This window comes from Undibacterium sp. Xuan67W, assembly GCF_049340165.1.
In the GTDB taxonomy this organism is placed as follows: Bacteria; Pseudomonadota; Gammaproteobacteria; order Burkholderiales; family Burkholderiaceae_D; genus Undibacterium.
In genome coordinates this window covers 1-13,176 of the sequence record NZ_JBMPPN010000040.1, presented here as the reverse complement: position 1 = coordinate 13,176, position 13,176 = coordinate 1, and the positions used below count along the sequence as shown (strand labels likewise).

The window sequence follows — 13,176 nt, the reverse complement described above, 5'->3', positions numbered from 1 at the left end:
ATTTTATCGAGATGTTTTACAATCCAATCAAACGTCATTCACACAACGGCGGACTATCGCCCGTCAAATATGAAGACGCTTATTTCCAGAGGCTTCAAAGTGTCTAGTAAAGTCTGGGAAGTTCATTATGTGGGTGCAAAAAAGAAACGCCCAGATAAAAAATTCTTAGGTAGTGCTTACAAAGTTGAGCGTTTACAGTGTAGGGTTTCTTTGTAATGTCACCTTAGCTGCTTAATTTTTTAATTGGTGGGTGTGAGTTAATAGGAGCGCTGTCGCATCCTTACGAATGTTATTTAATGAGGGATCTTACAAGGTCCCTCATTGCAATAACATTACTTAAATGCTGCCACAAAAACCATTACTAATATCCGCAGACAAGCACGTTTGACTCCGTTATTACTAACAGAGACTTTGCCGTCTAAAGTTAGTAAATGAAGCAGGGTATTTTTGGCAGCGACGCCGTTAGTTAAGCGGTTGTATTGACCAAAATTCCCGAATTAAAAGTATGATAATGATCACTGTTTGAAGTCGGCGTTATGTTAGTGTTTGCTGGCTTTTGATCTCGCTTCAATTGTTCTAAGGCCGCTTTTTGTGCTTGTATTGCTTGCAATTGTTGGATTTGTGTTTGTATTGCCTGTATTTGCAACTGCAATAGTTTTATCCTATCCTTCGCGCCGGGTGACGTATCCCTAGAAGCATCTTGCAATTTTTTCATGAGCCCAGCCATTCGCTTTTGCAGCAAAGCAATTGCGTTATCTGAATTACCAATGGCACCAACGGTGACGTTATTGCGTCCTACAGAGATGAGCATATGTACTTTCGTACGAAGTTATGTTTGTAAGAAGAAGAGAGTTACTATATGTAATCAAATATGGTTTAGTTCAATTTTTTACTGGACTAACTTCAGTAGAGATTACTTATATACAGATATATAACTGCTAATAGTTAATCATACGATACAGACTCCCTATGTTGTTATATCGCTAGTAGAAATATTTATGACAAAAGAAAACACTAGTGCATGTGGTTTAACGGAAAGCGATTGCTCTTATGATAAACGCAGAGCCGTCGCAGACATTCTTTCACTCATCGGAGATAAATGGACAGTGATGGTGGTGGCGGCGCTATCTTATAATGGAGTAATGCGATACAACGAGATTAACCGTCAAATTGAGGGGATATCACAACGTATGCTTACGCTTACTCTCAAAGGATTAGAACAAAATGGGTTGGTTACCCGCACGATGTATTCAACCATTCCACCACGCGTTGATTATGCTCTTACTGAACTTGGTTTGAAATTAGTGGTACCGCTGCGAGCATTGTACGACTGGGCTGAAGAGCACAGACCGGAGATGCTGGCTTCAAGAGATGCTTTTGAAGATCGTGAGCGAATTAATGCACCGCGACGTGCGGAGTTTTATGCCGCAAAATGAATAAGATTATCTTAAAATGAGCAGCAATATCTGGCACGTCTCGATTGTTTACCTTGTTAAAAACTGGTTTCGTCTGCAATACGATGGCATCGAATATAGTACACAATCATTCTCTCTTTTCCAAAACACGTAAGGCAATCTTATTTTGACGCGCTAAGATCTTTTAATAGTCTCGCTAATTCTCGAGAGCCTAGAAAATGCGCTTTGCCTGCCTCTATTATTCGACGCACGTCATCCGGGGGGAGACTAAGCGCAGTAGGCAATGTCCGTAAGCTTTGATGATCTCCTTTCGCTTCGTCTGCATCGAGGTTCACTTCAATGAAGTAGGCCTGCATAGGCTTTCCATCGTATTCTGACGACTCGTTAGACCAGCGTGTCAGTGCCTCGCGCAGTAGCTCCAGAGAATCATTTGAATACCGACCCAATGGTATGTCTGCTACTGCTTGGCTCACTCGAAAAAGTGACGGTACCCGATCGGAGCGATCGGAGTCAAAACCAGAGTGGCTTTCAGCGTTCACGACAATAAAAACAAACCAGCGTATTCCCTGTGTACCGCTTTCATTTACTACTTCACGAAAACCGCCGCGTGCCAAAGTTGATTCCAAAGGGCCCCGTGTAGCAAGATTATCAGCCAGACCTCCATCCAGCAAATGGACAAAGGGTCGGTCCTTCTTATCCAAATAAGTGCTCGTAAGTTCGAGCTGTTTTGCTTTTCGACGATCACCAAAAAGGCCGTACAAATCGAGGTTAGCGTCGACTGGACAAGGCCCAGAATAATTCTTAAGGGTAAGCGGTGATAGCACAATTGGAACGGCTGAAGAGGCCGCCACTGCCGTGGCCAAATGAACACTCGCCAAATCAGAACATAGGAGATCGAATTGGTCTTGAACAAACTCAAACCGAGCTCCAAGAGACATATCAGTGGCACTAATTGAAATCCATGGTCGTGTTCGCCGCGCAAGTAGGTCAGCATAACGAATGCCACTGAATATCTCTCTGTCTAGAAATGCTGCTAACACATCACTACGTCCGTATCGGTCTGAGAACAACCAATCCAAGTTGGTGGGTGATAAGAGTTCGCGGACAAAATCTGATTGAAGATCGCGCATCAGAACTTTATCGTAAAAAGCAGGAAATATTGCATCTCCATGTGCTCCTAGATATGCCGCAGTCATACTGCCGCCAGACACCGCACTGACAATATCGAGCTCGCCAAATAGTGTGCGGCGGGTACCATTGACTTCAACAGCAGTCTCGCGCATGGCATCCAACACGCCATAAGCCAACGCCGCCGCCCGCGCGCCTCCGCCAGAAAAAGAGGCTGCAACGAATAACTCATTTCCATTGGTTGCTGTAGGCGGAAGGGCGCTCATGCTATAACCTGGCCGCTGCACCTTGGGGAGCAACTCAGAGTTATAGGCCGGACGAATGGTGCTACATGCCGAAAGCAGACAAAGAATCACCGCAATTAGTGGAAATCGTAGAATAGCCAAGTTCATATTGAAGTAAATTGTATTGGAACGTTTTCTGGTTTTGAAGCAAAGACATGTAGTACAAAGGACATGTCGCGCAGCGGACAAAATAAGGTAATCGTAATGTTACCGAGATTCAATTGAGTACATTTAAATTAGTGCACGCTATGTCATTCATTTGTCACATCTCCTATTTATTCCGCTTCTGGTGCAGCATAATCCGCAGTCAATTTTTCGACGACAAGGTCAATAAATGTTGAGACCGCCAGCGGCAAGTATCGTCTGCTTGGATAGAGCACGTGAAGATTGGCACCAGCAACTTTGAACATCGGAAGAACTGGCAAGAGCGTTCCAGATTGCAGATCAAGTTTCGTAACAGGATTGGGTAATAAAGCGATACCAATTCCAGCCACGGCGGCCTTTCGCACCGATTGCACTGTGTTGCCACAAAAACGAGCAACAAATTGAACTTCTTCCTCAACATCGTTTGGCCCAGAAAGGCGCCAGGTTGTATTGCTTCCAGGCTGTGAAAATGACACGCAAGAGTGCGTCGTAAGGTCCTGTAAAGAACTTGGCATGCCATGCGCAGAAATGTAAGCGGGGCTTGCCACCAAACTACGATTTCCATCACATAACGTCTGCCTTCCTATATATCCGGAGTCTTGCATCGGACCGCCACGAAAAGCCACGTCAATCCTTTCTGCCAGTAGGTCAACCTTGTCATCGCTAAGTTTGAACTCAATCGATACCTTGGGGTATTTGGCCAAAAAACCTGCTGTCCAATTCATCAAAAAGAAGTCGAAAAAATCGGCTGGAGCAGCGACCCTGATAAGACCACTGGGTTCCTGTGTGCATTTCATTAAATCGTTTGCCGCCGCGTTGAGACCTTCAATTTCTCCAGCGCAGCGCTCGTGAAACATTTGCCCTGAACTTGTAAGCATCAGTTTCCGCGTTGTGCGTTGAAGAAGTCGGATGCCGAGATGATTTTCCAATTGTTGTATGCGTCTACTTATTGTGTTGGCCGGTAAGCCTAGACGTCTTGCTGCTTCAGCAAAGCTACCGCTTCGAACCACCACCACAAAGAGTGCTATGTCATTCAGGTCTAACATAAATTTTATTACTTGCAAAAATGGATGAGTTAACTACGACTATACCATCTATTAAACCAATCTAGTTAATCGTATCATCGCAATACATCACCACACCTTAGGTTCGTAGCCACTTAATCAATTAGGAATATTTCGTGAACACATCAACTAATAGTGAACAACGCACAATCGCCTTTCGCACGCGCGGAACGACTCATGGGCCAATTACACGACTAATGAGTCCCGGGGATCTCGGTAATTTATTGAAACCTTTTGTATTTCTGGATCTCGTTGATTTCAAATCCCAGGGCGGACAAAAGGGCTTTGGCATGCATCCACATTCTGGGCTCGCGACTCTAACCTTTTTGTTGGAGGGCGACGTGGTTTATGAAGACACCACAGGAAAGTCGGGAGTGTTGCCCGCTGGTGGAGTTGAGTGGATGCGCGCTGGCAATGGCGTGTGGCATAAAGGAGGACCGGTTAGTGGCTCTCGCATTCAGGGTTTCCAGCTTTGGGTTGCGCTTCCCCCAAACGAAGAAAATGCGCCAGCGCAAAGTCTCTATCTTTCACCTTCTGAGGTTCCACAAGAGGGTCAAGTACGAGTAATGCTCGGTCGATATGGAGCCGCGCAAAGTTTAATTCCTGCTCCGTCTGATATGACCTATTTGGCAGTGCGTCTGAAATCGGGTGAACGATGGAGTTATACCCCCCCAGCTGGACATACTGTTGCTTGGTTAGCGGTAAACGCCGGACAAATCAATGCGTTTGAGCCCATCAGTGCAGGAGAATTAGTAATTTTTAAAGAGTCGGGTCAATCCATTGACGTTATCGCAAATGAAGAATCGTCATTTGTGCTCGGGTCTGCAGTAAAACATCCCTATGAACTAGTTACTGGTTCCTACTCAGTTCACACCAATAAATCTGCACTCGAGCAAGGTGAGGCGGAAATTCGACGAATTGGGGCGGTGCTCCGAAGTCAAGGACGCTTAAGCTGATTGCTTTGTTCGCGTTAGGTAATCCAGAGGATCTTGCTAGGCCAACTTGAATACTATTTATATGAGCGTTGAGCAAACTATCACTACTTGATTACTACGTTAATTGGATGAGTGTAATACGAAATTTCTATCTATTCACCCATCGTCAGCCACTTTATAGTCCGTCGAAGCAATTGGCTAAGAACGAATTTTTATAAAACAAACGTCGCGTTATTTAATGGTGGGTAGGTCTACTTTATTTTTGTGAACCTATTCTCAATGTTTTTTTATGCATTCGCTTCCCTACCTATCTCAACCTAACTAGGAGCAACCCAGCATGGCGATAATAAAACCTCATATTGGCATCATTATTGGATCGACACGTGAGGGGCGGTTCGGTGAAAAACCAGCGCATTGGATCCACAAAATAGCGGCTAAGCGACAGGATCTTACAGTTCAGTTAATCGATTTGCGTGACCATAAAATGCCATTTTTTGAGGAAGCGGCGGCTCCGTCATGGGCACCAGTGAAGAACGCTGCAGCACAAACATGGGCAGAAACCCTCGCACCTTTAGACGGAATAATAGCGGTAACCCCTGAGTACAATCACGGCCCGAGCGCCGTACTAAAAAATGCATTTGACTACGCCTACAAAGAATACATTCGCAAACCAATCGGTTTCGTCGGCTATGGTGGGGTCGGCGCAGCTCGTGCTGTCGAGCAATTGCGACTTGTAGCAATTGAGTTGCAAATGGCTCCAACACGCAGCGCCGTTCATATAGGAATGGCGGAATTTTTAGGTATTTGGCAGCAAGGAAAAACTTTCGAAGATTTTCCACATCTCGAACAGGCAGCAAATGCATTGCTTGACGATATTGTCTGGTGGGCCGCAGTACTTAAGCAAGCACGAGACGCAAAATAACTTGCTCGTGATACGGAATTCTTCGTTATAAAAGCGGCACGAGATTCCGAGGTAAATATGGTCAGCGGATTGGGCACTGATGATTCATTTTTTTCTAAACACTATCTATCAAAAGGAATAAAGAATGACAAGTTCGACTATAGGTATTATTGGTTCTGGCGGACTAGGCTCCAATGTGGCACGTGTACTTGCGCAAAAGGGAGTGTCCGCGACTATTGCGAATAGTCGTGGGCCAGCTTCTTTAGCGTCGTTTATCGAAGAAGTAGGTCCGTCAATTAAAGCCGGTACTGTGGCAGAAGCAGCGCGCGCAGATATTGTTCTTGTTGCCGTGCGTTGGGAATCACTCTCGAAGCTGCTGGGAGGGATGCCTGCCTGGAACGGTCGCATCGTTATTGATGGAACAAATCCAGTAGAGTTTCTTGATCCAAACGTCCCTAAAGATCCGACCAATCCGCTAGCGGAATGGGGCATCAAGGCAATTGATCTGGGAGGGAAACACTCTAGTGCTGTGTTTCGTGAAATGGTACCAGGCGCACGTGTCGTTAAAGCCCTGAATCACCTCGACGTTAATGTTTTGCCTCAAACGGTGGCGTCTGGCGGCCAACGTGTTCAGTTCTTTTCCGGTGACGACGTAGAAGCAAAAGCGGAAGTCAGAAAGCTCCTCGAGGCCGCGGGTTATTTTGCGGTAGATCTTGGCATGCTTGATGCTGGAGGACCTCTAGCACAATTGCCATTTGGTCCGCTTGCAGCGATTAACTTCATCAAAATTTAAAGGGATGATGATGTCAAGTTCGTTATCTCACCAAGGTCGTGTCGCGGTCGTGACTGGTTCTGGGCGAGGCATTGGCGCTGCCATTGCCTTAGCCCTAGCGTATCACGGAGCAAAAGTTGTAGCCGTTGACCTACAGTCACCGAATGCAATAGTTGCAGCGATCGGACGTAACGCAGTAGGTGTTGCAGCTGATGTTTCGGATCCAGATGGCTGGGCGGCTATCGCCCGTGTGGCAGAGGAAACCTTCGGTCAAGTCGATATCGTTATTAATAATGCCGCTTACTATCCCAACCACCCAATTGAAGAACTTGATCTAGATACGTGGAAAAGGACAATGTCGGTCAACCTCGACGCTCAGTTTCTGTCTGCAAAACAATTCTTACCAGGAATGCGTCGAAATAAATGGGGGCGTTTTGTCGGTATTTCTTCTAATTCTGTGGGGTTGACCGTCAAGGGAATGAGCCATTATATCGCGTCGAAAATGGGCATTATCGGCTTCATGCGCGGACTTGCTAATGATGTTGCAAGCGACGGCATAACCTGCAACGCAGTGCTTCCTGGTCTCACTAATACGGTTGCTACCCAAGCGCAAGGTGAGGAGCAGCGCAAAGCAACATGGCAAGGGCAAGCTATTCAACGTTTTGCCGAACCTGAGGATATTGTCGGACCAATCTTGTTTCTGACATCGGACGATGCGGCTTTTATGACAGGACAAGCGCTAGTGGTCGATGGTGGACAATATCGCGTTGGATGATTTCACAAAACTACTTTATTAACCAAAAATAGGATTAAGTGATGAATAACAATTTAACAGCTTCTCAATTATTAAAACGTAGCTTAGATACTTTTCTCGCCAAAGATATGAAAGGTTGGTCAGAACTTTGTGACGAGAATGTTGTTGTTGAATTTCCTTTTGCGCCCGATGTCGCATCCCAAAAAATTATAGGTCGCGCTGCTATCTTTGAATATTTGCGCAATTACCCAAGCGTCATCGATGTAAAAACAATTCCTACACTGAAGATCCATGTCACTGAAGATCCAAACGTTGCCATTGCAGAGTGGAGCGCTTCCGGAAAAGTTATCGGTAACGGTAATCCTTACGAAATGAGCTATGCGACGTTCGTAACTTTCCGGAATGGTTTGATCGTCAACTACCGTGAGTATTGGAATCCGATGGCATTCGTGGCTGCGATGAGTGGTGCAAGTTTCTGAATTTACTGTCTCCATTTTTATGACTACGCTCCTTTGCTCTTGCGCAGTGGTACTTTTAAGTTGCCGTTGTGGACTAAATTCAAAGGAAACTAAAGGGGGGCGGACGTACTTTGACGAACACTCCCCCCTTAAAACAGCAAATACAGTTCAATAAAGTTGCTCATAAATTTAACAAAAAAACTAATTATTTTTTTCGTATAAGGTCGCTTTACGAAAACTCAAAAGCGCCAGAAATGCAGCAATTACCAATAAAACAGCACTCAACATAAATGTACTTTGGTATCCGCTCATATCAAACAATATGCCGCCCAAGATGGACCCGAGTGCAATAGCGAGTTGAATGACTGCAACCATCAATCCCCCGCCCACTTCGGCACTGTCGGGAATTGTATTCGTCAGCCACATCCACCAAACTACGGGCGCAGCAGTAGCAACCAAACCCCACAGGCCAAGCAAAACTATCACCGGGATTAGCGCATCGTAAAATGTAATCAGTAATAACGCGATAATCGACAGCAAAAATGGAATAGCTATTAAGGTTTGATATACGCCGATTTTTTGCACTATCGAACCAACCAGTGACGCACCAACAAAACCCGCGAGGCCGATGGTCAAGAGTGCGATAGATAGCATTGTGCTACTGATATGCGTAGCTGCTTCCAAATAAGGCCGCACGTAAGTATAAAGCGCAAACTGCCCCATAAAAAATATGCCAACCGCTGACATGCCGAGTGTAACTAATTGATTTTTAAAGAGCTTGAATGGATTGGTAACTGTCTGCGTATGCGTCTCAGGATGCAAATCTGGTAAGCTACGCCATTGCCATATAAGTGCAATAAGTGATACGGGTATTAAACAAAAAAATGCGCCGCGCCAGCCAAGTAGTGAGCCGATATAGCTACCCAAGGGAGCGGCGACAACTATTGCTAGCGCATTGCCGCCATTAAAGATTGCCAAAGCGCGTGGCAATTGATCCTTTGGTACTAGCCGAATGGCCGTTGCCGCCGACATTGACCAAAAACCACCTATCGCAACACCCAAAAAAGCTCGGCCAGTCATGTATGTTACGTAGTTAGGTGACAATGCGATGATTAGCGCCGAGAGCAGCATTAATGAGGTCATCGTCAGTAAGGGTATTTTTCGGTTTATTCCACCTGCCAGTGCAGAAATGGATAGGCTGGTTAGTACTCCGAACATGCCAGATATCACGATTCCTTGCCCCGCTAAACCTTCGCTAATCGATAGATCTGCAGCAAGCGGCGTGAGTAAACCAACGGGCATGAATTCAGATGAAACTAAGGAAAAAATACACAGAGTCATCGCAAACACTCCACCCCAGAACGCCGGTTGTTCAAGATTGGGAGCCCGTTCATAAATGATGTTGCTCGCTTGATTTGGTGTGTCACAGACTTGAATACTCATGAATTACCTATTTGTTGATAGTTAAAAAATAAGGCTATTGCTAGTAAACGCTTATGTGGGCTTTTAGTGGTGTGATGTGTTCTAAAATTTCTATCCCTGAATCAATCCTGCCCAGCTTTACCAACCCTTTGGCGTAAACGTTATTGTCTATAAAAATTGCCAGATTTCCCCAAGGAGCGTAGTAGGTGATGTCACCAGCCTCTGGCGTCACACCCGCAGGTGCATCGGTCGTACGCAACTTCTTCGGGAGATCAGAGATACGCTCGACACTGGCATAGTCCGTCAACGTAAGAGTAAGCGGCAGCAGTGCTGCAAATTCATGTGCAACGGTTGTGTCGTCGAGCGTACCAAGCACGCTTTGACCGTCTACTTCTATTCGGATGTTCACAGTAAAATCCTACGATGATGTTGCCAAAGCCTATTTCAAATTGATTTTGTAAAACTGCTCAAATTTGTCAAACTGGATTTTTTTCGCTTGGTTGTCATACAAATCCACATGATTAGCATTAGGCACAATGACGAGTTCTTTGTTTTTGCTACCTATCGCTTTGAAAGCATCCTCAGAAAAATAGCGCGAGTGGGCATTTTCACCGGCGACCACTAACGTAGGAATATTGATTTCGCTTGCGTAACTTAATAGCGGCATATTCATGAAGGACAGAGGCATAGTCGTATTCCATGCGCTCGTAGAATTAATGGAGCGTTCATGATAACCACGCGGCAAGCGGTAGTAATCGAAAAACTCTTTCAATACAGGATGGGGATTTTCTGGTAGAGTTTCTGGTAAGCCGCGGTCAAATGCCGTAACGTGACCTTCTTGATCAACATAAATGTCATGGTTTGATCGGGAAAACGTACCACTCTCCACGTCTTTCCAACGCTTTTCGTTGAGGTATTTCATCACGGCACGACGATCAGCCGTAGAGTAGCGGTCTTTCCCATCACCCAAACCATGCCCCATAGCGCGGCTCATGTCATACATCACGCTAGTGGCAACCGCTTTTACACGGGTATCTGCTGCCGCTGCATTAAGTGCCATACCGCCCCAACCGCATACGCCGAGCAGACCTATACGATTTCGGTCGATTTCTTTTTGCGTGCCAAGAAAGTCCACTGCCGCGCTAAAGTCTTCGGTATTGATTTCCGGTGACGCTAAATTGCGCGGTTCCCCACCACTTTCACCGGTGTATGAAGGGTCAAACGCCAAAGTCATGAAACCGCGTTCGGCCAGTGTTTGTGCATACAAGCCACTTGACTGCTCTTTGACGGCACCAAACGGACCGCCTACAGCAATCGCTGCCAGATTATGGTCACCATGGTTTTTCGGGATGTACAAATCGCCAACTAAGGTAATGCCATAACGATTTTTAAAAGTTACTTTGCGGTGTTCAACGTTTCTACTTTGGGCAAAGGTTTTATCCCATTTTTTTACAGTACTTACTGCGTCGTTAGGATTGGCATTTTGTGCAAAGGTCATAGCAGAAGCTCCAGTTAAAGTCGCGCTCAAAAACAAGTTGGAGGCGATAGTTTTAAGGTTTTTTGAGAGAAAATTCATAATTACACTCCTGTTTGGACAAACTTTAGATTCTGCGATTGGTGTTTACTTACGCATGACTTGCATTCTAATTAGCTCTAAATGTGATTAATAGATGGAAGAAATCGATAAGATTAATGCCGTAGAGTTATAAGTATTTGCAAGGCGCTGCTTTTCACGCATATACTGAGTTTTTGTATTTGCGGGCCGCGTTGACATGGCACCTCGGGAAAACTACAACGATTTATACGTCTTTATGTTAGTGGCTCGTGAAGGCAGCTTTACTAAGGCGGCCGCCAAGCTTGGAGTAGCGCAGTCGGGTATCAGCCGAACATTAAGCGAGCTCGAAACTCGCTTTGGAGTACAACTTTTAACGCGAACCACCCGCAAGCTATCGCTTACCAGGGCAGGCGAGCAGCTTTACCATACCGTCCTAGCTAGCTTTCAAACATTGGACTCCGGCGTATCCATGCTTGCGCATTTCAGAGATACCCCTTCCGGCACAGTAAGGATTAACGCAAGTCAGCATGCAATTGATAAAGTGTTGTTGCCGAAACTGAAGGTTTTCAAACAGCGCTATCTGGATATTCGATTGGAGCTAATTAGTGAGAGTCGTTTTGTAGATATCATTGATGAACAGTTCGACGCAGGAGTGCGCTTGGGTGGCGATGTGGGAGAGGGGATGATTGCAGTACGGATTACACCAGATATGGAGATGGTCGTGGTTGCCACTCCCGATCATTTCCAGTGCTACGGTTTCCCGCAGTCACCAAAGGACTTATCTACACACCCTTGCATTGCCTATCAATTCGCAGATGGAAGCCTTTATCATTGGGAGTTCTGGCAAGATGGAAAACCATTAAAACATAAGCCTGTTGGACAATGGGTATTTTCCGATAGTTACATGGAGGTAGCGGCAGCCAAAGCTGGTTTGGGACTGGCATATGTACCTGAAAGCTTGGTGGCCGAAGAGCTTGAGCTCGGTACACTGATTTGCGTGTTGAAATCCTACAGTCATAGTTTCTCAGGGTTGTATTTGTATTACCCGCATCGGAATGTTTCTCCTGCGTTACGAATGGTAATAGACACCTTGAAGATTGATAATAATCCACCTGCTTAGCTGCATATTGGATGCGCTTGATGTCGATAATCTCAAAAATCGATTTAGAGCTTCCACTATTCACAAGTGTCGATTCGTTAGAGGTCGTATTTTTGCCATCAAATTACGTGAAGTTCTTAATAGTTTTAACTGAAGGAAAATTCAATCGAAAAACATCTAACATCATTTGCCACAAGCCGGTTGTGCGCCTGCTTCGATACCTTAATCATCTTCGCTTCAATGTGACTGAAAAAATAGTTTAGCGTTACGACCTTAAGCGTTCAATCTGGAATGCCCACGCGGGCCGGGTAATCTGAATGATTCGGTTAAGCACTGCTTCAACTCGTGGCGCAATGTGCCTGCGAAGGATTTTTCGGATGATTGAAAACAGAGTTGATTTATCCTTGGAACTACCAGAACATCATCATCGAGGAATTCGTCCAGATTATTAATTTCTATACCTACTTGTAGAACGAGAAGTGAATCAAGATGTCCCTCCGCTTACGTAGTTATCGAGACTATCAAGAGAGCCTCGTACTTGCGGCATAAACCAGTCGGTTTTTTTTGCTACGTCAACGATGGGCAATATTGATTGCACACCAATAATATAAGTTGGAATGATGTCTATGAATCGCACACATCGGTCTAATTGCAGACTATTGATTACTGGGTGAAAACACTAACTTTTATTCAATACAAAAACACCTGCTGGAGTTTGAATAAAATCATATCCCTGTATCAGGGTGTTGTGATTGGTAACACGCTTAATATAGTTAATATGAATTATTGTCACGTCAGCATATTTTTCTTGATTCATAATTGCATTTTCGATGAGTGACGCGACTTTAGTTGCATCTAATTTTCGCTCTTCAGGTGTATTCTCGTTCATTGAACCATTGGCTAATGAGACCGATATTTGATGAAGCTTTGAAGACACAATGACGTTTTTTGATTTGTACTCCATCGCTTTACTAACAATTTGATGAAGACTCTGTTTCTTTGTCACATTAGAGCCTATTGCGGAACTGCCAATAGGATCGTTTGCCCATGCAGTTGCTGAAGTACAAAGAAAAAATATGCAAGTGAAACGAGCGGCTAGTGTAATTTTGTTCATGATGAGTGGACTTCCCCTAATTCAGTAGACATTTAATAATGTCAAAAACTGAGAAGGAAGTACATCATGAGAAAGAGTCGATTCACTGAAGAATTCAAAGCAGAAGCGATTAAACAAGTCACTGAACGTGG

Annotated in this window: 15 protein-coding genes; 8 read left to right on the top strand and 7 right to left on the bottom strand. The window is 45.0% G+C overall.

Going from position 1 to position 13,176, the window contains the following annotated elements:
* Window positions 1-216, top strand: a 216-nt coding sequence (locus tag ACO0LE_RS19950; RefSeq protein ID WP_422962077.1) for a hypothetical protein, incomplete at its 5' end; no start/stop codon positions are given.
* A gap of 250 nt (window positions 217-466) precedes the next feature.
* Here the strand turns inward: ACO0LE_RS19950 and ACO0LE_RS19945 are convergent.
* Window positions 467-811 (bottom strand): FlxA-like family protein, encoded by a 345-nt coding sequence (locus tag ACO0LE_RS19945; RefSeq protein ID WP_422962076.1) that lies wholly within the window; start codon window positions 809-811, stop codon window positions 467-469.
* A gap of 187 nt (window positions 812-998) precedes the next feature.
* Here ACO0LE_RS19945 and ACO0LE_RS19940 point away from each other — a divergent pair, with 187 nt between their 5' ends.
* Window positions 999-1,436, top strand: coding sequence for a winged helix-turn-helix transcriptional regulator (locus ACO0LE_RS19940; RefSeq protein WP_422962075.1), 438 nt, complete (start codon window positions 999-1,001; stop codon window positions 1,434-1,436).
* A gap of 140 nt (window positions 1,437-1,576) precedes the next feature.
* Here the strand turns inward: ACO0LE_RS19940 and ACO0LE_RS19935 are convergent, their stop codons facing one another.
* On the bottom strand, window positions 1,577-2,809 hold the full coding sequence (locus tag ACO0LE_RS19935; protein ID WP_422962074.1) for a patatin-like phospholipase family protein: 1,233 nt from the start codon (window positions 2,807-2,809) through the stop codon (window positions 1,577-1,579).
* Between the two features lie 293 nt (window positions 2,810-3,102).
* Complete coding sequence (locus ACO0LE_RS19930) at window positions 3,103-4,017, bottom strand: LysR family transcriptional regulator (RefSeq protein WP_422962073.1); 915 nt, start codon at window positions 4,015-4,017, stop codon at window positions 3,103-3,105.
* Between the two features lie 134 nt (window positions 4,018-4,151).
* On the opposite strand from ACO0LE_RS19930, the gene ACO0LE_RS19925 reads away from it, so the two are divergent.
* The 5 genes from ACO0LE_RS19925 to ACO0LE_RS19905 all read left to right on the top strand — a co-directional run bounded on the left by ACO0LE_RS19925 (window position 4,152) and on the right by ACO0LE_RS19905 (window position 7,876).
* Complete coding sequence (locus ACO0LE_RS19925) at window positions 4,152-4,991, top strand: pirin family protein (RefSeq protein ID WP_422962072.1); 840 nt, start codon at window positions 4,152-4,154, stop codon at window positions 4,989-4,991.
* Between the two features lie 316 nt (window positions 4,992-5,307).
* Complete coding sequence (locus tag ACO0LE_RS19920; protein ID WP_422962071.1) at window positions 5,308-5,892, top strand: NADPH-dependent FMN reductase; 585 nt, start codon at window positions 5,308-5,310, stop codon at window positions 5,890-5,892.
* 124 nt (window positions 5,893-6,016) lie between these two features.
* Window positions 6,017-6,664 carry an NADPH-dependent F420 reductase gene (locus tag ACO0LE_RS19915; RefSeq protein ID WP_422962070.1) on the top strand — a complete coding sequence of 216 codons (648 nt, stop codon included), beginning with the start codon at window positions 6,017-6,019 and terminating at the stop codon, window positions 6,662-6,664.
* A gap of 10 nt (window positions 6,665-6,674) precedes the next feature.
* On the top strand, window positions 6,675-7,418 hold the full coding sequence (locus tag ACO0LE_RS19910) for an SDR family NAD(P)-dependent oxidoreductase (RefSeq protein WP_422962069.1): 744 nt from the start codon (window positions 6,675-6,677) through the stop codon (window positions 7,416-7,418).
* A gap of 41 nt (window positions 7,419-7,459) precedes the next feature.
* A complete protein-coding gene (locus ACO0LE_RS19905; protein ID WP_422962068.1) occupies window positions 7,460-7,876 on the top strand; it encodes a nuclear transport factor 2 family protein in 417 nt (138 codons plus the stop codon).
* A gap of 180 nt (window positions 7,877-8,056) precedes the next feature.
* On the opposite strand, the gene ACO0LE_RS19900 is transcribed toward ACO0LE_RS19905, so the two are convergent.
* From ACO0LE_RS19900 to ACO0LE_RS19890, 3 genes are read right to left on the bottom strand one after another with little or no spacing between them, the layout of a single operon-like run.
* Complete coding sequence (locus tag ACO0LE_RS19900) at window positions 8,057-9,298, bottom strand: MFS transporter (RefSeq protein WP_422962067.1); 1,242 nt, start codon at window positions 9,296-9,298, stop codon at window positions 8,057-8,059.
* Window positions 9,299-9,338: 40 nt separating this feature from the next.
* On the bottom strand, window positions 9,339-9,686 hold the full coding sequence (locus tag ACO0LE_RS19895) for a cyclophilin-like fold protein (RefSeq protein WP_422962066.1): 348 nt from the start codon (window positions 9,684-9,686) through the stop codon (window positions 9,339-9,341).
* Window positions 9,687-9,716: 30 nt separating this feature from the next.
* On the bottom strand, window positions 9,717-10,853 hold the full coding sequence (locus tag ACO0LE_RS19890) for an alpha/beta hydrolase (protein WP_422962065.1): 1,137 nt from the start codon (window positions 10,851-10,853) through the stop codon (window positions 9,717-9,719).
* Between the two features lie 196 nt (window positions 10,854-11,049).
* Between ACO0LE_RS19890 and ACO0LE_RS19885 the strand changes: the two genes are divergently transcribed.
* On the top strand, window positions 11,050-11,952 hold the full coding sequence (locus tag ACO0LE_RS19885) for a LysR family transcriptional regulator (protein WP_422962064.1): 903 nt from the start codon (window positions 11,050-11,052) through the stop codon (window positions 11,950-11,952).
* Window positions 11,953-12,610: 658 nt separating this feature from the next.
* Here ACO0LE_RS19885 and ACO0LE_RS19880 read toward each other — a convergent pair.
* Window positions 12,611-13,045 (bottom strand): hypothetical protein, encoded by a 435-nt coding sequence (locus ACO0LE_RS19880; protein WP_422962063.1) that lies wholly within the window; start codon window positions 13,043-13,045, stop codon window positions 12,611-12,613.
* Window positions 13,046-13,176 lie beyond the last annotated feature (131 nt).

Coding starts and splice junctions, on each gene's coding strand:
- ACO0LE_RS19945 (WP_422962076.1), bottom strand. CDS start 811: ATGCTCATCTCTGTAGGACGCAATAACGTCACCGTTGGTGCCATTGGT.
- ACO0LE_RS19940 (WP_422962075.1), top strand. CDS start 999: ATGACAAAAGAAAACACTAGTGCATGTGGTTTAACGGAAAGCGATTGC.
- ACO0LE_RS19935 (WP_422962074.1), bottom strand. CDS start 2,809: ATGAGCGCCCTTCCGCCTACAGCAACCAATGGAAATGAGTTATTCGTT.
- ACO0LE_RS19930 (WP_422962073.1), bottom strand. CDS start 4,017: ATGTTAGACCTGAATGACATAGCACTCTTTGTGGTGGTGGTTCGAAGC.
- ACO0LE_RS19920 (WP_422962071.1), top strand. CDS start 5,308: ATGGCGATAATAAAACCTCATATTGGCATCATTATTGGATCGACACGT.
- ACO0LE_RS19915 (WP_422962070.1), top strand. CDS start 6,017: ATGACAAGTTCGACTATAGGTATTATTGGTTCTGGCGGACTAGGCTCC.
- ACO0LE_RS19910 (WP_422962069.1), top strand. CDS start 6,675: ATGTCAAGTTCGTTATCTCACCAAGGTCGTGTCGCGGTCGTGACTGGT.
- ACO0LE_RS19905 (WP_422962068.1), top strand. CDS start 7,460: ATGAATAACAATTTAACAGCTTCTCAATTATTAAAACGTAGCTTAGAT.
- ACO0LE_RS19900 (WP_422962067.1), bottom strand. CDS start 9,298: ATGAGTATTCAAGTCTGTGACACACCAAATCAAGCGAGCAACATCATT.
- ACO0LE_RS19890 (WP_422962065.1), bottom strand. CDS start 10,853: ATGAATTTTCTCTCAAAAAACCTTAAAACTATCGCCTCCAACTTGTTT.
- ACO0LE_RS19885 (WP_422962064.1), top strand. CDS start 11,050: ATGGCACCTCGGGAAAACTACAACGATTTATACGTCTTTATGTTAGTG.
- ACO0LE_RS19880 (WP_422962063.1), bottom strand. CDS start 13,045: ATGAACAAAATTACACTAGCCGCTCGTTTCACTTGCATATTTTTTCTT.